Origin of the sequence: Clostridium sp. LY3-2, from assembly GCF_024705715.1 — a bacterium.
Taxonomy (GTDB): domain Bacteria; phylum Bacillota; class Clostridia; order Clostridiales; family Clostridiaceae; genus Clostridium.
Genome location: NZ_JAMDLQ010000009.1, coordinates 61,974 through 75,029, shown reverse-complemented (window position 1 = coordinate 75,029; position 13,056 = coordinate 61,974). Strand labels below are relative to the sequence as shown.

13 protein-coding genes are annotated in these 13,056 nt (G+C 26.7%); 8 read left to right on the top strand and 5 right to left on the bottom strand.

What is annotated here, in order from left to right; translation table 11 throughout:
* Positions 1-98 precede the first annotated feature (98 nt).
* The gene (locus M4I33_RS01895) at positions 99-659 is read left to right on the top strand and encodes a manganese efflux pump (RefSeq protein WP_194192279.1); all 561 of its coding nucleotides are present in this window, start codon (positions 99-101) and stop codon (positions 657-659) included.
* Positions 660-702: 43 nt separating this feature from the next.
* On the opposite strand, the gene M4I33_RS01890 is transcribed toward M4I33_RS01895, so the two are convergent.
* Positions 703-1,914 carry a 6-phosphofructokinase gene (locus M4I33_RS01890; protein ID WP_257915182.1) on the bottom strand — a complete coding sequence of 404 codons (1,212 nt, stop codon included), beginning with the start codon at positions 1,912-1,914 and terminating at the stop codon, positions 703-705.
* Positions 1,915-2,099: 185 nt separating this feature from the next.
* On the opposite strand from M4I33_RS01890, the gene M4I33_RS01885 reads away from it, so the two are divergent.
* Entirely contained in the window at positions 2,100-2,519 is a 420-nt protein-coding gene (locus tag M4I33_RS01885) for a Fur family transcriptional regulator (protein WP_257915181.1), read from the top strand.
* Positions 2,520-2,535: 16 nt separating this feature from the next.
* Here M4I33_RS01885 and M4I33_RS01880 read toward each other — a convergent pair whose 3' ends face one another.
* From M4I33_RS01880 to M4I33_RS01870, 3 genes are all read right to left on the bottom strand, one after another.
* Positions 2,536-3,330 (bottom strand): metal ABC transporter permease, encoded by a 795-nt coding sequence (locus M4I33_RS01880; RefSeq protein ID WP_257915180.1) that lies wholly within the window; start codon positions 3,328-3,330, stop codon positions 2,536-2,538.
* Between the two features lie 19 nt (positions 3,331-3,349).
* Complete coding sequence (locus tag M4I33_RS01875) at positions 3,350-4,024, bottom strand: metal ABC transporter ATP-binding protein (protein WP_257915179.1); 675 nt, start codon at positions 4,022-4,024, stop codon at positions 3,350-3,352.
* A gap of 78 nt (positions 4,025-4,102) precedes the next feature.
* Complete coding sequence (locus tag M4I33_RS01870; RefSeq protein WP_257915178.1) at positions 4,103-4,234, bottom strand: hypothetical protein; 132 nt, start codon at positions 4,232-4,234, stop codon at positions 4,103-4,105.
* Between the two features lie 166 nt (positions 4,235-4,400).
* Between M4I33_RS01870 and M4I33_RS01865 the strand changes: the two genes are divergently transcribed.
* The 4 genes from M4I33_RS01865 (at position 4,401) to M4I33_RS01850 (ending at position 8,362) form a co-directional block, all read left to right on the top strand.
* The gene (locus tag M4I33_RS01865) at positions 4,401-4,805 is read left to right on the top strand and encodes a DUF6762 family protein (protein ID WP_257915177.1); all 405 of its coding nucleotides are present in this window, start codon (positions 4,401-4,403) and stop codon (positions 4,803-4,805) included.
* A 42-nt stretch (positions 4,806-4,847) separates the two neighbouring features.
* On the top strand, positions 4,848-6,638 hold the full coding sequence (gene pepF, locus M4I33_RS01860) for an oligoendopeptidase F (RefSeq protein WP_257915176.1): 1,791 nt from the start codon (positions 4,848-4,850) through the stop codon (positions 6,636-6,638).
* Positions 6,639-6,770: 132 nt separating this feature from the next.
* On the top strand, positions 6,771-7,760 hold the full coding sequence (locus tag M4I33_RS01855; protein ID WP_257915175.1) for a rhomboid family intramembrane serine protease: 990 nt from the start codon (positions 6,771-6,773) through the stop codon (positions 7,758-7,760).
* Entirely contained in the window at positions 7,757-8,362 is a 606-nt protein-coding gene (locus M4I33_RS01850) for a DUF2238 domain-containing protein (protein WP_257915174.1), read from the top strand. Before M4I33_RS01855 ends, M4I33_RS01850 begins: the two co-directional genes overlap by 4 nt.
* A 27-nt stretch (positions 8,363-8,389) precedes the next feature.
* Here the strand turns inward: M4I33_RS01850 and uvsE are convergent, their stop codons facing one another.
* Entirely contained in the window at positions 8,390-9,619 is a 1,230-nt protein-coding gene (gene uvsE, locus M4I33_RS01845) for a UV DNA damage repair endonuclease UvsE (RefSeq protein ID WP_257915173.1), read from the bottom strand.
* Positions 9,620-9,833: 214 nt separating this feature from the next.
* On the opposite strand from uvsE, the gene gdhA reads away from it, so the two are divergent.
* Both gdhA and M4I33_RS01835 read left to right on the top strand, forming a co-directional pair.
* Positions 9,834-11,180 (top strand): NADP-specific glutamate dehydrogenase, encoded by a 1,347-nt coding sequence (gene gdhA, locus M4I33_RS01840; RefSeq protein WP_257915172.1) that lies wholly within the window; start codon positions 9,834-9,836, stop codon positions 11,178-11,180.
* A 431-nt stretch (positions 11,181-11,611) separates the two neighbouring features.
* A complete protein-coding gene (locus tag M4I33_RS01835; RefSeq protein WP_257915171.1) occupies positions 11,612-13,000 on the top strand; it encodes a glycosyltransferase family 2 protein in 1,389 nt (462 codons plus the stop codon).
* Positions 13,001-13,056: the final 56 nt, after the last annotated feature.

Genomic DNA, 13,056 nt, shown 5'->3' with positions numbered 1-13,056 from the left:
AGACTTTTTTTCATATTTGGAATAAAAAATTTACCTTTACATCATATTAATATGGAGATATGATTTAAATGTTATATTTTAAAAAAAGGAGAATGTTAATGAGTTTAAGTGTAGTTGTTTTGTTTGGAATAGCACTTGCTATGGATGCTTTAGGTGTTACCCTTGGAATTGGTTTAAATAATAAAATCAAATTAAAAGAAAAGCTTATGTACATATTATCTTTTGCTTTCTTTCAATTTCTATTTACTTTTCTTGGTGGGAGTTTAGGTAACTTTTTTACAAGTAAGTTTATAGCCTTATCTAATGTAATAGGAGGCCTTATAATAATAGGTGTAGGGCTTTACATGATTTTTTCAGGTGAAAAGAAAGAAAATGAAGATGATAGCAAACTTATAATAGGTAAAAAGTCTGCTTTGCTTCTTGGGATTTCGGTAAGTATTGATGCTTTAGTCGTAGGGTTTACAGCTTTTAATTCATTTGGAATGTTTCATTTAACTTTTTATTCTTTTATTATAGGAACTGTAACACTTTTAATATGTTACATAGGGTTTATACTATCTGATAAAGTTAAAAAGCTAAGTATAGTTGAATCATATTCAAATTACATAAGTGGAATTATACTTATAATAATTGGTATAAAAATAATATTATCACTATAAAGACAAAGGATGTTTAATTACTTTAATTAAACATCCTTTATTTTTATAAATTTATAATTTTAAAATTTTCTTTTGATTCTATAATTGAGTGAGTTTCTTTAAGTAGAGGTATAAAGTAGTCATAGGCTTTGGAATTTATATTATTATTTTCTTTATTGATCCAATTACTTGGTAAGTATTTAGTTTTATTTGAAACCTTATAAGCTTCTACCTTTTCTATTTTAGTTTTGTATGGATAACTTGAAATCCTATTTAAAGCTACCATAAACCCATTTATATCTTCATTAGATAATTTTAAAGATTCAAAGCCTAATTTAAAAGATTCTAAAATATCTATTTCTGAAACGCAGTGCATAGCACATCTTTGAAGGGTACTAAGTTCAAGGGATCTTATTTTAGATTTAACCCCTGCTTCTGTAAGTAGAACTTTTAATTTATTTGAAACTCCTCCAAGTTCTATGTGACCGAAGGGGTCATTTTCTGCATATTTAAATTTTGATATTAAATTGCCGTTTTTATCTTTAATTCCTTCTGAAACAACTATATAAACTTTATGCTTAGTTTTTAAAAGGGACTTTACAGAAGTTATAAAATCTATAGAGTCAAAAGGAACTTCAGGTACATAAATTAAATCTACTATAGGGTTTCCTAAATAACTACAAATACAAGTAGAAGCTGCAAGCCAGCCTGTATCTCTTCCCATAGTCTCTAATATAAAAATACTGTCATTATCGTAAGAGTTAAAATCTAAAAAGGTTTCAACTATTGAAGTATTTATATAATTACAAGCACTTATAAATCCAGGGGAGTGGTCCATATAAAATAAATCATTATCTATAGTTTTTGGAATTCCAATAAACTTAATATCATAATTATTTTCTAGTGCGTATTTTGAAAGTTTAGCTACAGTATCCATAGAATCATTTCCGCCTATATAAAATACAGCTTTAATATCTAATTTATTTAAAGTAGATATTAACTTTTCATAAATCATAGGTGAAGTTTTAGAACATGGCATTTTATATCTGCAAGTTCCGAGAAATGATGCAGGTGTATGTTTAATTTTTTCGATTTGTAGTTTATTTAAGTTTGTTAAATCAACTATAGAGTTATTTAAAATACCTTCTATTCCATTTAAACCCCCGTAAACCTTATCATAAAGTTTAAAAAATTTATTACCTTCTAAAACTCCACAAAGGCTTGAGTTAATAACTGATGTAGGACCACCAGATTGAGCAATTATACAATTTTTCATAAAAACCTCCTAATAGTATATACTAAATATAAATATAATGTATATTAATAGTATAATAATTGATTAAAGTATATACAATTAACAAATTGTAAACAATAGCTTTTAAGGATAGTTCACAAAGGTATTTTAAAATGATATTATATAATTAAATACAGAAAATATGAGCATTTGTGGAGATGAGCAAAATGAATAGCACAAATTTTTTAAAAGATAAAAAATTAAAAGTCACTAAGGGTAGGGAAATTATCTTAGATATAATTTTTGAAAGTTCAGAGAGTTTAAGTGCAGAAGAGATTTTTAATAAATGCAAAAGAAAAGGACAAAACATTAATTTAAGTACGGTATATAGAACTATAGATATTTTTTTAGAAAATAATATTATAGATAAGTTTATCTTAGAAAATGGAATATCTACATATAAACTCCACAAAAGAAATCACAATCATAAACTAGAATGTGATCTTTGTCATAAAGAAATTGAACTAGAATGCCCTATAAAACAAATTGAAGAAATTATTTTAAAAGAAACTGGATTTAAAGTAACAAATCACAGTTTAAAAATAAGTGGAATATGTAAAAAATGCGAAAAGGAAACTCAAAAATAAAATTCTTGAGTTTCCTTTATCTTTTAGAAAAATTTTTAATTAAGATTACTAATAAAAGTGTTGTTACAGATATTATTGCAATAGTTCCGCCTGGTGCTGTATTTAAATAGTATGAAGAAACTAATCCAAACATTATATCTATAAATCCAAAAATAATCGAAAATACTAGTGTCTTTTTAAAACTTTTATTAAGTTGAAGGGCCGTAGCTACAGGAACAACTATAATAGAAGAGATTACTAAAATCCCCATTATTCTTATAGACATCGAAATTGTAGCACCTACTAATATTGTAAAAATATAATTTATAAATTTTACTTTAACTCCAGAAACTTTAGCACCTTCTTCATCAAAAGTTACATAAAGTAAATCATTATAAATAAAAGATAAAATAATTACAGATACTATACCAGTTATTGCAATTATTAAGATATCTGCTTTAGTTACAGTTAGCATACTTCCAAATAAAAATGAGTTAACATTTGCAGAAGCTTTTCCGCTACTTATAAGTATTATTGCTATACCTAAACTTAAAGTTAGAACTATAGACATAACAAGCTCTGCGTATCTTTTATAATATCCTCTTAAAAATTCAATTATTATTGCACAAATAGTAGTAAATAAAAATGCTGTTATAAGAGGGTTTACTCCAATTACAAGTCCAATTGCAACACCAGCAAAAGAAGAGTGTGATAGGGTGTCGCCTATCATAGAATTTCTTCTTAAAACTAAGAAAAGTCCAATTAATGGACAAAGGACTGAAATAATGGCACCTGCAAAAAAGGCATTTCGCATAAATTCAAATTCAAACATAAAGTGTCACCTTTCTATATTACAAGCTTATTACTTTTTTTAAGCTCTCTGTTCTATGTTTCATATATTCACTTGTCGTATAAAGCGTAGGGGTTCCATCTACTACTTCAACTATATGAGATGAATATTTTAAAGCTAAATCTATATTGTGTTCAACTGATATTATAGTTTTCTTGCAGCTTTTATTTAATGTATATAATAAAGAATAGATTGAATGTTGATTTTTGTGATCAACTCCAGTTGAAGGCTCGTCTAAAATAATAAGTTCTGGGTCTCCAATTAGGGCTCTAGCTATAAAAACTCTTTGCTGTTGTCCGCCTGAAAGACCACCGATTAGCCTATTTTTGTAATTTAACATATCTACATGTTTTAAAGCGCAAGTTATATCAGATGCATCTTTAATTCCAATTGCACGGCTGTGCATTTTTAATACTTCATTTACTGTTATAGGAAACTCTGAATTAAATCCTTCTACTCTTTGAGGAACATAACCTATTTTGTTAGAATTAATATCTATACTTCCTTTAGAAGGTTTTAATAGGCCAAGTATTAGTTTAAGTAGAGTCGTTTTACCACTTCCGTTTTCACCTACTATAGATAAATAAACACCTCTAGGGATATCTAAATTAATATTATCTATAAGATAAGGTGAAGTTCCAGTATATGAAAAGCATAAATCTTTGATATTAATCAAAATAATCAACTCCTAAAATTATCTATCTAACATTATACACATATTCGCAAATGATTTGCAACATCTATAAAAAGAACATTATAAATTTATAATAAAAAATATAGTTATAAAAAGTATTATAGAAGAAGTGAAAATTATAGATAAATTTTTTTTCTTTTTAGTTTTTAACCTTCTTATTCTAGTTACTCTTCTTTTCAATGTATTTTCCATAAAAAAACCTCCAAAACTAAATTATAGGATAATATTACCATATATTTCCAAATAATAAAACATAAAAGATATTTTTTAGTATAAAATAATAGGTAAGGTTGATATTTACATAGTTTTCAAACTATAATTGACTTATAATATTTGAAAGACAAAGGAGAAGATAAAAATGGATTTTTCAAGCTTAGTATTAATGGAAAGAGAAAATGAAACAGGATTTGTAAAAAAAGAACTAGGAAGCTATAAAGTTTCAGAGGGAGCTTTATTTATTAAAAAGTTATATATGATAGATGGAGTAGTAAACGTATTTTTTGATACAAACAAAGACGTAGAAGAGTGGGAATACTCAGCTATATATGATTTGTTTAATGTAGATTGCTTTAAAGAAAAAGGTTATGAAATTACAGAAGAATTAGAAGAATATAACCCAAGCTTCATATTAAAATTTGAGTACGTAGACGATCATAACGTAATGCAAGAGAAGATATCAGAAGTTGTTGATTTAATAGATCAAAGCATGAATAAAGTATTTAAAGATATAGAAGGTAAAGAAGAAGAGTATAAAGAAGATTAAATTAGAGTATAACTAATTTAAGAGAATATAGGAGGTGTATAAATGAGTACAGAACTTAAAAGTAGAGAATCTATAAAAGAAGAGTTCAAGTGGGATATAGAAAAGATTTTTAATTCATCTAAAGAATGGGAAGAAGAATTTGAAAATATAAAAAAAGATAGTTTAAAGCTTAAAGAGTATAACGGAAAATTAAATAAGCCTAAAGAATTACTAGATTTTTTAAACCTTGACGAAAATATAAGTAGAAGGTCAGAGAAATTATACGTATATGCTCATTTAAAAAGCGATGAAGATACACAAAATAACGAAAACCAAGGAAGAATGAATAGAATAGATAGTTATATATCTGAAATTTCGTCTTATAGCGCTTTTTTTGTGCCTGAAATTTTAGACCTTGGTGAAGATTATATAAAAGAAGCTATAGAAAAAGAAGAAGAATTAAAGATGTATTCTTTTATGTTTTTAAACATTTTAAACGAAAAGGAACACGTTTTAACTAAAGAGATGGAAGAATTACTAGCACAAGTTTCAGATTGCTTAGATTCGCCATCTAATATTCAAGGAATCTTAAGTAATGCAGATATGACTTTTCCTAAAACTATAAATGATGATAATGAAGAGGTTACTTTAACAGAAGCTAATTATTCATCTTTTATTAAGTCTAAAGATGTAAAGGTTAGATCCTTCGCCTTTAAAAAGTTATTTAAAGAATACGACAAATTAAAAAATACCTTTGCAACAACTTTAACTGCATCTTTAAAAAATTATATATTTTTATCGAAAACTAGAAAATATAAAGATTCTTTAGATATGGCACTAAAACCAAATAAAATACCAAAATCAGTTTATGAAGGTGCAATAGAAACTATAAACAATAACCTAAAATCCCTTCATAGATATGTGAATATAAAAAAGAAACTTTTAAACTTAGATGAAATTCATATGTATGATTTATACGTCCCTGTAATAGATACTCCAAAAGAAGAGATAGATTTTAATTCTGGTGTAGAAACTATACTTAAAGCATTAAAACCTCTTGGAGAAGAATATTTAGATATATTTGAAAGTGGAATAAAAAATAGATGGATTGATATATATCCAAACAAAGGTAAAAGAGGTGGTGCCTATTCTTGGGGATGCTACGATACTATGCCATATGTTCTTTTAAATTACACTAAAGAATTAAATGACGTATCAACTCTAGCACACGAGATGGGTCACTCAATTCATAGTTATTATTCAAGATTAAGTCAGCCTTATATTTACGCTGGATATACTATATTTTGCGCAGAAATAGCATCAACTACAAACGAAAAGCTACTTATTAATTATCTTATAGAAAATGAAAAAGATAAAAATAAAAAGTTATATCTTATAAACCAAGAACTTGAACAAATCAGAACTACAGTATTTAGACAACTAATGTTTGCAGAGTTTGAGCTTTGGTCACATAGAGAAATCGAAAGTGGAAATTCTTTAACTGCAAGTGAGTATTCTAATAAGTGGTTAGAACTTAACAAAAAGTACTTCGGTGAAGATATAATAGTAGACGATGATATAAAAGTTGAGTGGGCTAGAATACCACACTTTTATTCAGATTTTTATGTTTATCAGTATGCTACAGGATATGCAGCTGCATCAGCTTTTTCTAATTCTATATTAAATAATAAAAAGAATGCAGTAAATAAATATATCGATTTTCTAAAAAGTGGTGGAAGTGATTATCCTATAGAGATCCTTAAAAAAAGCGGAGTGGATATGACAACTTCAAAACCTCTTTTAGAAACAATAAAAAGATTCGATGAACTTTTAGATATGTTAGAAGAGTTATAAAATTTTAGGCGCATTTTGCGCCTAATTTTTATTAATAAAGATTATTTATAATATTTACGTTTAATTTAAAAGTAAATATTTAATGCTATGATATAATTTATATTAAATATTTTAAATTTTAGAGGGTTTTGTATGGTAGAAAATAAAGAACTTTATTCATTTTTAGTAAAGAATGAAGGCTTTTATATGAATCAATATGAAAGTGAAATATATAAAGAAGAAAAATGGATATGTATTAAAAGGCTTAAAGAAGGTTTATATACGTTTATAATAACAAATGAAAATGAGGAAGATATAAATATAAAAGAAGCTAAGGATTTTTTAAATAAATTAAACCAGCCTTATATTTTAAATGTTTTAGTTTTAACTAAGGGAGGGTATATAGAAGGAATAGATAAAAATGTATCTAGAGTTATATATAATCCTTATAGTGATTCAATTTTAAGGGTTGATGAAGGCTCGATAAATATAGCTAATATAATAAAATATTTAAATGGTATTTCAAAAGAAAATGAAAAAAAATCAAAGTTTAGTTTTTTAAAAGAATATCCTGTTACTTCCCTAATAATACTAATAAATGTTTTAGTATTTTTAATTACAGCAATATTTTCAAGAAGTATTTTAGATATTGACCCTAGAGTGCTTTTAATATTTGGTGCAAAAGAAGGATATCTTATAAATAATGGAGAAGTTTATAGGCTTCTTACAGCTGCATTTTTACACGGGGGATTAATTCATTTAGTTGTAAATATGTATTCTTTATATGCTGTAGGATGCATAGTTGAAAAAGTATATGGATATAAAAAGTATATAGGAATATATTTATTTTCAGCTATCACTTCAAGTTATTTAAGTTATAAATTAGACCCTTTAACTATTTCAGTTGGAGCATCTGGTGCTATCTTTGGTGTTTTAGGTGCAGTTTTAGTCTTTGCGATTAAAGAAAAAGACCGTTTAAATAAAGGGTTTATGGGAAATATCGTATCTGTTATCATATTAAATTTATTTATAGGTATGACAAATTCTAATCTTGATAACTTTGGGCACATAGGAGGATTTATAGGCGGGTTTATAATTTCTTTATTACTTTACAAAAAGGACAAGAGGAGCAAAAGTATATGAAAAAGATAAGTTATGACAGATTAATTACGTTTGCATTTTATATTTTACTAATCGGAACTGCAATTTTTGATGGAATTTATAGAGATGGAGTAAAACTACCTAGAATTGCATTAATATTTGTAACTATAATAGGGCTTAGAATTTTGTTTACGCAAACATTTTTAAAAAAGAGTAGAGCTATGTATGTTGCAATTTTAGTGTTTGTATTTTTATCTATGTATCTAGCTAATGTTATGAATTTTTACAATATAGAATATTATGATAAAATGCTTCACTTTGCATCAGGTTTTTTAATAGCTATACTCGGCTTTATAGTATTTGTATATTTATTTAAAGATAATAGAAATAAGGCTATAAAACCAATTTCAGCTTTGATTTTTGTGATTATGTTTTCAGCATCTTCAGCTGCTATTTGGGAGATTTGGGAGTTTACAACAGATAGCCTTTTTAATCTTCAAGCACAAAACGGTTTAGTAGATACTATGTGGGATATAATTCTTGGGACTTTAAGCGGAGTAATAATGAGTATACCAATTTATATGTACGCTAAAGGAAAAAATATAAAATTTATAGATAAAATAGCAAAAGAAATATTAGAATAAAAAGGAACCTTAGGGTTCCTTTTTTATTTAAAAGAGATGAAAATAATATGAAGATAAAAGGCTTTGAATTTCTTTTTTTAATGCTAAGGTAATTAAATATTTCTTTGCTTTAAAATAATCGTTTGTTTTAAGGTACTTGTTATAATGGTTTATTTCAGATGGTTTTAAATAAGGAGATAATTTTAAATAAGCTAAATTTAAAGCTTCCTTAAAAGAATTTAAATCACCTTCTTCATAAAAAACAGAATCTAAGTAACTATAAAATTCTTTTAAAGAAATAGAAGCTTTTTTTAATGCATTATCATAAATAGAGTTTCCCTTTTCAATTAAAAAAAGCTTATATCTTTCTATTTCAGTTTCTATTAAACTAGTATCATTTTTAAAAAGGTTTATAAGCTTTATAGAAGAAAAATCCTTATCTTTTACTTCTGTCATTATATCAATATCATAATCTAAAGAGCTTATATCATTTAAATAACTTAAAAATGAGTTTGTATTTATAGTTTTTGAATGTGAGCCTATCCTTTTAAAGGGGTCTTGCTCGCTATAATGGACCTTTATATTTAAAGAGTCTTTTTTCCAAGTGCTTTTTATTTCGTTTAATACTTTAATTGGATTTGGCTTTGATTTTTCAAAACAGGCGTAGTGCAGGTTATCAAATACTATTGGAACATCTATTTTTTCACTTATTTTTAAAAGATCAGAAATATTAAAGTTTTTCTCATCATTTTCTATAACTAATCTTTTTTTTATATTAGAATTTAAAGACTTATAATTATCTATAAATCTATTTATAGATGCTTCTTTATCATTATAGATACCTCCAACGTGAAGGATTATTTTTGATGAAGAGTCTAAATTAAGTGCATCTAAAAACTTACAGTGATATTCTAAATCTCTTATTGAATTTCTTACTATATTTTTATCTAAGCTGTTTATTATAGTGTATTGTCCAGGATGCATTGATAAACGTGTATTACTTTTTTCTATTATAGATTGTAAATCTTTAAAATCTTCTTTAAATAAAGATTCAAAATCAAAAGTATTATCTTTATGGCTTCCAAAAGGTATAATATCTGAACTAATTCTAAAAAGATCTATATTATTTTTAGAATTATAGATAAGTATTTTTTTAAAATCATCTAAGTTGCTTTTTGAAGCTTTATAAAAATTATCATAATTAAGATTTTTTAATAAAAACTTTCTAGTTGTTTTATATGAAACTCCAAGAGGAGTACAAGCATAACCAATTCTCATAAATATCACTCCTATTATTTTTAATTTATTATAATATTATTTGTAGAATTATGAAAAAAATTACCCTTTGAAAAGGTTAAAATTAATAAAATGTTAATAAAGTGGAGTAATGAAGGACAAATTGATAAAAAAATCTATGTATTATAAAAAATATAGAAATGCTTTGGAAAAAGATGTATAATAAGAACAATTAAAAAAAGGGAGGTTATTATTTATGAACGGAAAGCAATATGTAGAAAAAGTTTTAGAAGAAGTTAAAAAAAGAAATAATGGTGAGGTAGAGTTCTTAGATGCAGTTACAGAAGTAATGGAATCATTAGTTCCTGTATTTGACAAAAATCCGAAATTCATAGAAAGTGGAATTTTAGAGAGAATTACAGAACCAGAGAGACAAATATTCTTTAGAGTACCTTGGGTAGACGATAATGGTGATGTTAAAGTAAACAGGGGATTTAGAATTCAATTTAATAGTGCAATAGGACCTTATAAAGGTGGATTAAGATTCCATCCTACAGTTAATCAAAGTATTGTAAAATTCTTAGGGTTTGAGCAAATATTTAAAAATTCTTTAACTGGACTTCCTATAGGAGGAGGAAAAGGGGGTTCTGATTTTGACCCTAAAGGAAAAAGTGATAACGAAATTATGAGATTTTGCCAAAGTTTTATGGCAGAACTTTATAAGCATATAGGAAGCGATATTGATGTTCCAGCTGGAGATATTGGAGTAGGTGGAAGAGAGATTGGATACCTTTATGGATATTATAAAAAGATAAGTGGTCAAAACACACCAGGAGTTTTAACAGGAAAAGGCTTAACTTTTGGAGGAAGCTTAATTAGAACAGAAGCTACAGGATATGGATTAGTATATTTCACAGAAGAGATGCTTAAAGCAAACGGTACAAGCTTTAGTGGAAAAGATGTAGTTATATCAGGTTCTGGTAATGTTGCAATTTATGCACACGAAAAAGCAACTGAACTTGGAGCAAAAGTTATAGCTATGAGCGATTCTAGTGGATATATCGTTGATTTAAATGGTATAAACTTAGATGTTATTAAAGATTTAAAAGAAGTAAAGAGAGCTAGAATTAAAGAGTATGTTAATATAGTTAAAGATTCTAAATTCGTAGAAGGACATAGAGGAATTTGGGAAGTTAAATGTGACATAGCACTACCTTGTGCAACTCAAGGAGAAATTAATAAAGATTCAGCAGAAATATTAGTTAAAAATGGTGTTGTTGCTGTTTCAGAAGGGGCTAATATGCCATCTAGCTTAGAAGCTGTTAAGGTATTCCAAAGCGCAGGAGTTTTATTTGGACCAGCTAAAGCTGCAAATGCAGGAGGAGTTGCATGTTCAGCTTTAGAAATGTCTCAAAATAGTATGAGATTATCTTGGACTCGTGAGGAAGTAGACGAAAAGTTAAAAGATATAATGGTAAATATCTATAAAAATTCAAGTGATGCAGCTAAAGAATATGAAATGGAAGGAAATATTTTAGCTGGTGCTAATATTGCAGGATTCTTAAAAGTTGCAGAAGCAATGCATGCACAAGGGATAGTATAAAAAATAGAATATATATTTAAACTTTAGAGCAAAATAAAGGTGATACTAGAATTAGTATCACTTTTTTTTTAGAAATAGCAAATTTATAAATTAAAGTTATCATAAATTAAACTATATCTTTAAAATAAAATTTTCTTAAGTTAAAAAAGTAGGTGATTAGTTTTTTAAAATTTAAAATCAAGAGTTTATTTTTAAAATTAAATTAATAAAGTAAAAATTACAAAATTCTTTAAAAATAAGCTGTATACTTAATTCAATTTATAAATAGATTAAAGGGAGCAAAATCAAAAATTTAAATCTTAATGAAATTTAAGGTTTAACTACTTGATTTTTAAATCCTATTGAATTATATTAAGAAGGACGTACTTAAAAAGAGAAAATAGATATGAATGGGGAATAATTTCCATTTGTCATTATTAGGAGTGAATTTAATGGGAAATGTTATTTTTGCCGTAACAGCTGTATTTCAATTCTTTGTATTCTTTATTACAATGTACTACTTAGTACTTGCAATATTTGGATTATGGAATAAAAAAGAAAAGAAAAATTATACACCTAGCAAAAAATACGCTATGGTAGTAGCAGCTCATAACGAAGAAGTAGTAATAGGCAAATTACTAGAGAGTATGCTTAAATTAAACTATCCGAAGGAATTATACGATGTGTTTGTTATCGCAGATAACTGTACAGATAAAACAGCAGAGATTTCAAGAGAGTATGGAGTTAATGTTTATGAAAGATTCAGCGAAAAAGAAAGAGGTAAAGGCTTTGCTTTAGAGTGGATGTTTGATAAATTATTTAAAATGGATACTCACTATGATGCAATATGTATCTTTGATGCTGATAACTTAGTGCATGAAGACTTTTTAAAAGAAATCAATTCAAAAATGTCAGAAGGATATAAAGTTGTACAAGGATATATAGATTCTAAAAATCCAAACGATTCTTGGATTGCTACAGCTTATTCAATAGCTTTCTGGTCACAAAATAGAATGTTCCAATTAGCAAGAAGAAACGTAGGTTTATCAAACCAACTTGGTGGAACAGGTTTTGCTATAGGAACAGATATACTAAAGGAATTAGGATGGGGTGCAACTTGTCTTACAGAAGACTTAGAGTTTACTTGTAAACTTGTAGCTAATGGAGAAAAAGTAGGTTGGGCACACGATGCTAAAATATTTGATGAAAAACCACTTACTTTAAAGCAATCTTGGTCTCAAAGAAAGAGATGGATGCAAGGTTTTGCTGATGTTGCAACTAGATATTTCTTTAAGCTTACTAAAGCTTCAATAAAACAAAGAAAATGGTATATGTTTGATTGTGCTTTATACGTAATGCAACCTTGTGTAACGTTATTATTAGCAATATCAGTGCTTTTAACATTTGTTCAAGGTCATATAGTAGGTTCAGATATATTTGTAATTAGTAGTGTTTTTAGTGATATAGGGTGGAAAGTATTCCTTATAGCACAATTTTTAATTACACCATTAGTTTTAAGATTAGAGAAAAAGGTATCAAAGAGTTTCTTTGTTGTAATATTCTTATATTCTCTAAATGTATTTATATTACCTATAGTTGCAAGTTATATAAATCAACCTTATGGTTTTACTTTAGCAACTGTAATATATAATGTAGTATTTTTCGTAGCAACTTTCTTGTTACTAGGTAAAAAGAGCGTTATATTATTATTTAGATTCTTATTATATGGATTATACACATTAACTTGGATTCCAATTACTATCCAAGGTATACTTAATAAGAACAATAAAGAATGGAGTCACACAAAGCACGTACGTAGTGTAGAGATTTGTGATTTATAGATAGAATACAAAAGACCTGCTGGAGTTAAAATAACTCTAGCAGGTCTTATATATTT

Bases quoted from the DNA above. Each gene is read 5' to 3' on its own strand.
- M4I33_RS01870 (WP_257915178.1), bottom strand. From the start codon at position 4,234: ATGGAAAATACATTGAAAAGAAGAGTAACTAGAATAAGAAGGTTAAAA.
- M4I33_RS01855 (WP_257915175.1), top strand. From the start codon at position 6,771: ATGGTAGAAAATAAAGAACTTTATTCATTTTTAGTAAAGAATGAAGGC.
- pepF (WP_257915176.1), top strand. From the start codon at position 4,848: ATGAGTACAGAACTTAAAAGTAGAGAATCTATAAAAGAAGAGTTCAAG.
- M4I33_RS01880 (WP_257915180.1), bottom strand. From the start codon at position 3,330: ATGTTTGAATTTGAATTTATGCGAAATGCCTTTTTTGCAGGTGCCATT.
- M4I33_RS01835 (WP_257915171.1), top strand. From the start codon at position 11,612: ATGGGAAATGTTATTTTTGCCGTAACAGCTGTATTTCAATTCTTTGTA.
- M4I33_RS01865 (WP_257915177.1), top strand. From the start codon at position 4,401: ATGGATTTTTCAAGCTTAGTATTAATGGAAAGAGAAAATGAAACAGGA.
- M4I33_RS01885 (WP_257915181.1), top strand. From the start codon at position 2,100: ATGAATAGCACAAATTTTTTAAAAGATAAAAAATTAAAAGTCACTAAG.
- uvsE (WP_257915173.1), bottom strand. From the start codon at position 9,619: ATGAGAATTGGTTATGCTTGTACTCCTCTTGGAGTTTCATATAAAACA.
- M4I33_RS01895 (WP_194192279.1), top strand. From the start codon at position 99: ATGAGTTTAAGTGTAGTTGTTTTGTTTGGAATAGCACTTGCTATGGAT.
- gdhA (WP_257915172.1), top strand. From the start codon at position 9,834: ATGAACGGAAAGCAATATGTAGAAAAAGTTTTAGAAGAAGTTAAAAAA.
- M4I33_RS01850 (WP_257915174.1), top strand. From the start codon at position 7,757: ATGAAAAAGATAAGTTATGACAGATTAATTACGTTTGCATTTTATATT.
- M4I33_RS01890 (WP_257915182.1), bottom strand. From the start codon at position 1,914: ATGAAAAATTGTATAATTGCTCAATCTGGTGGTCCTACATCAGTTATT.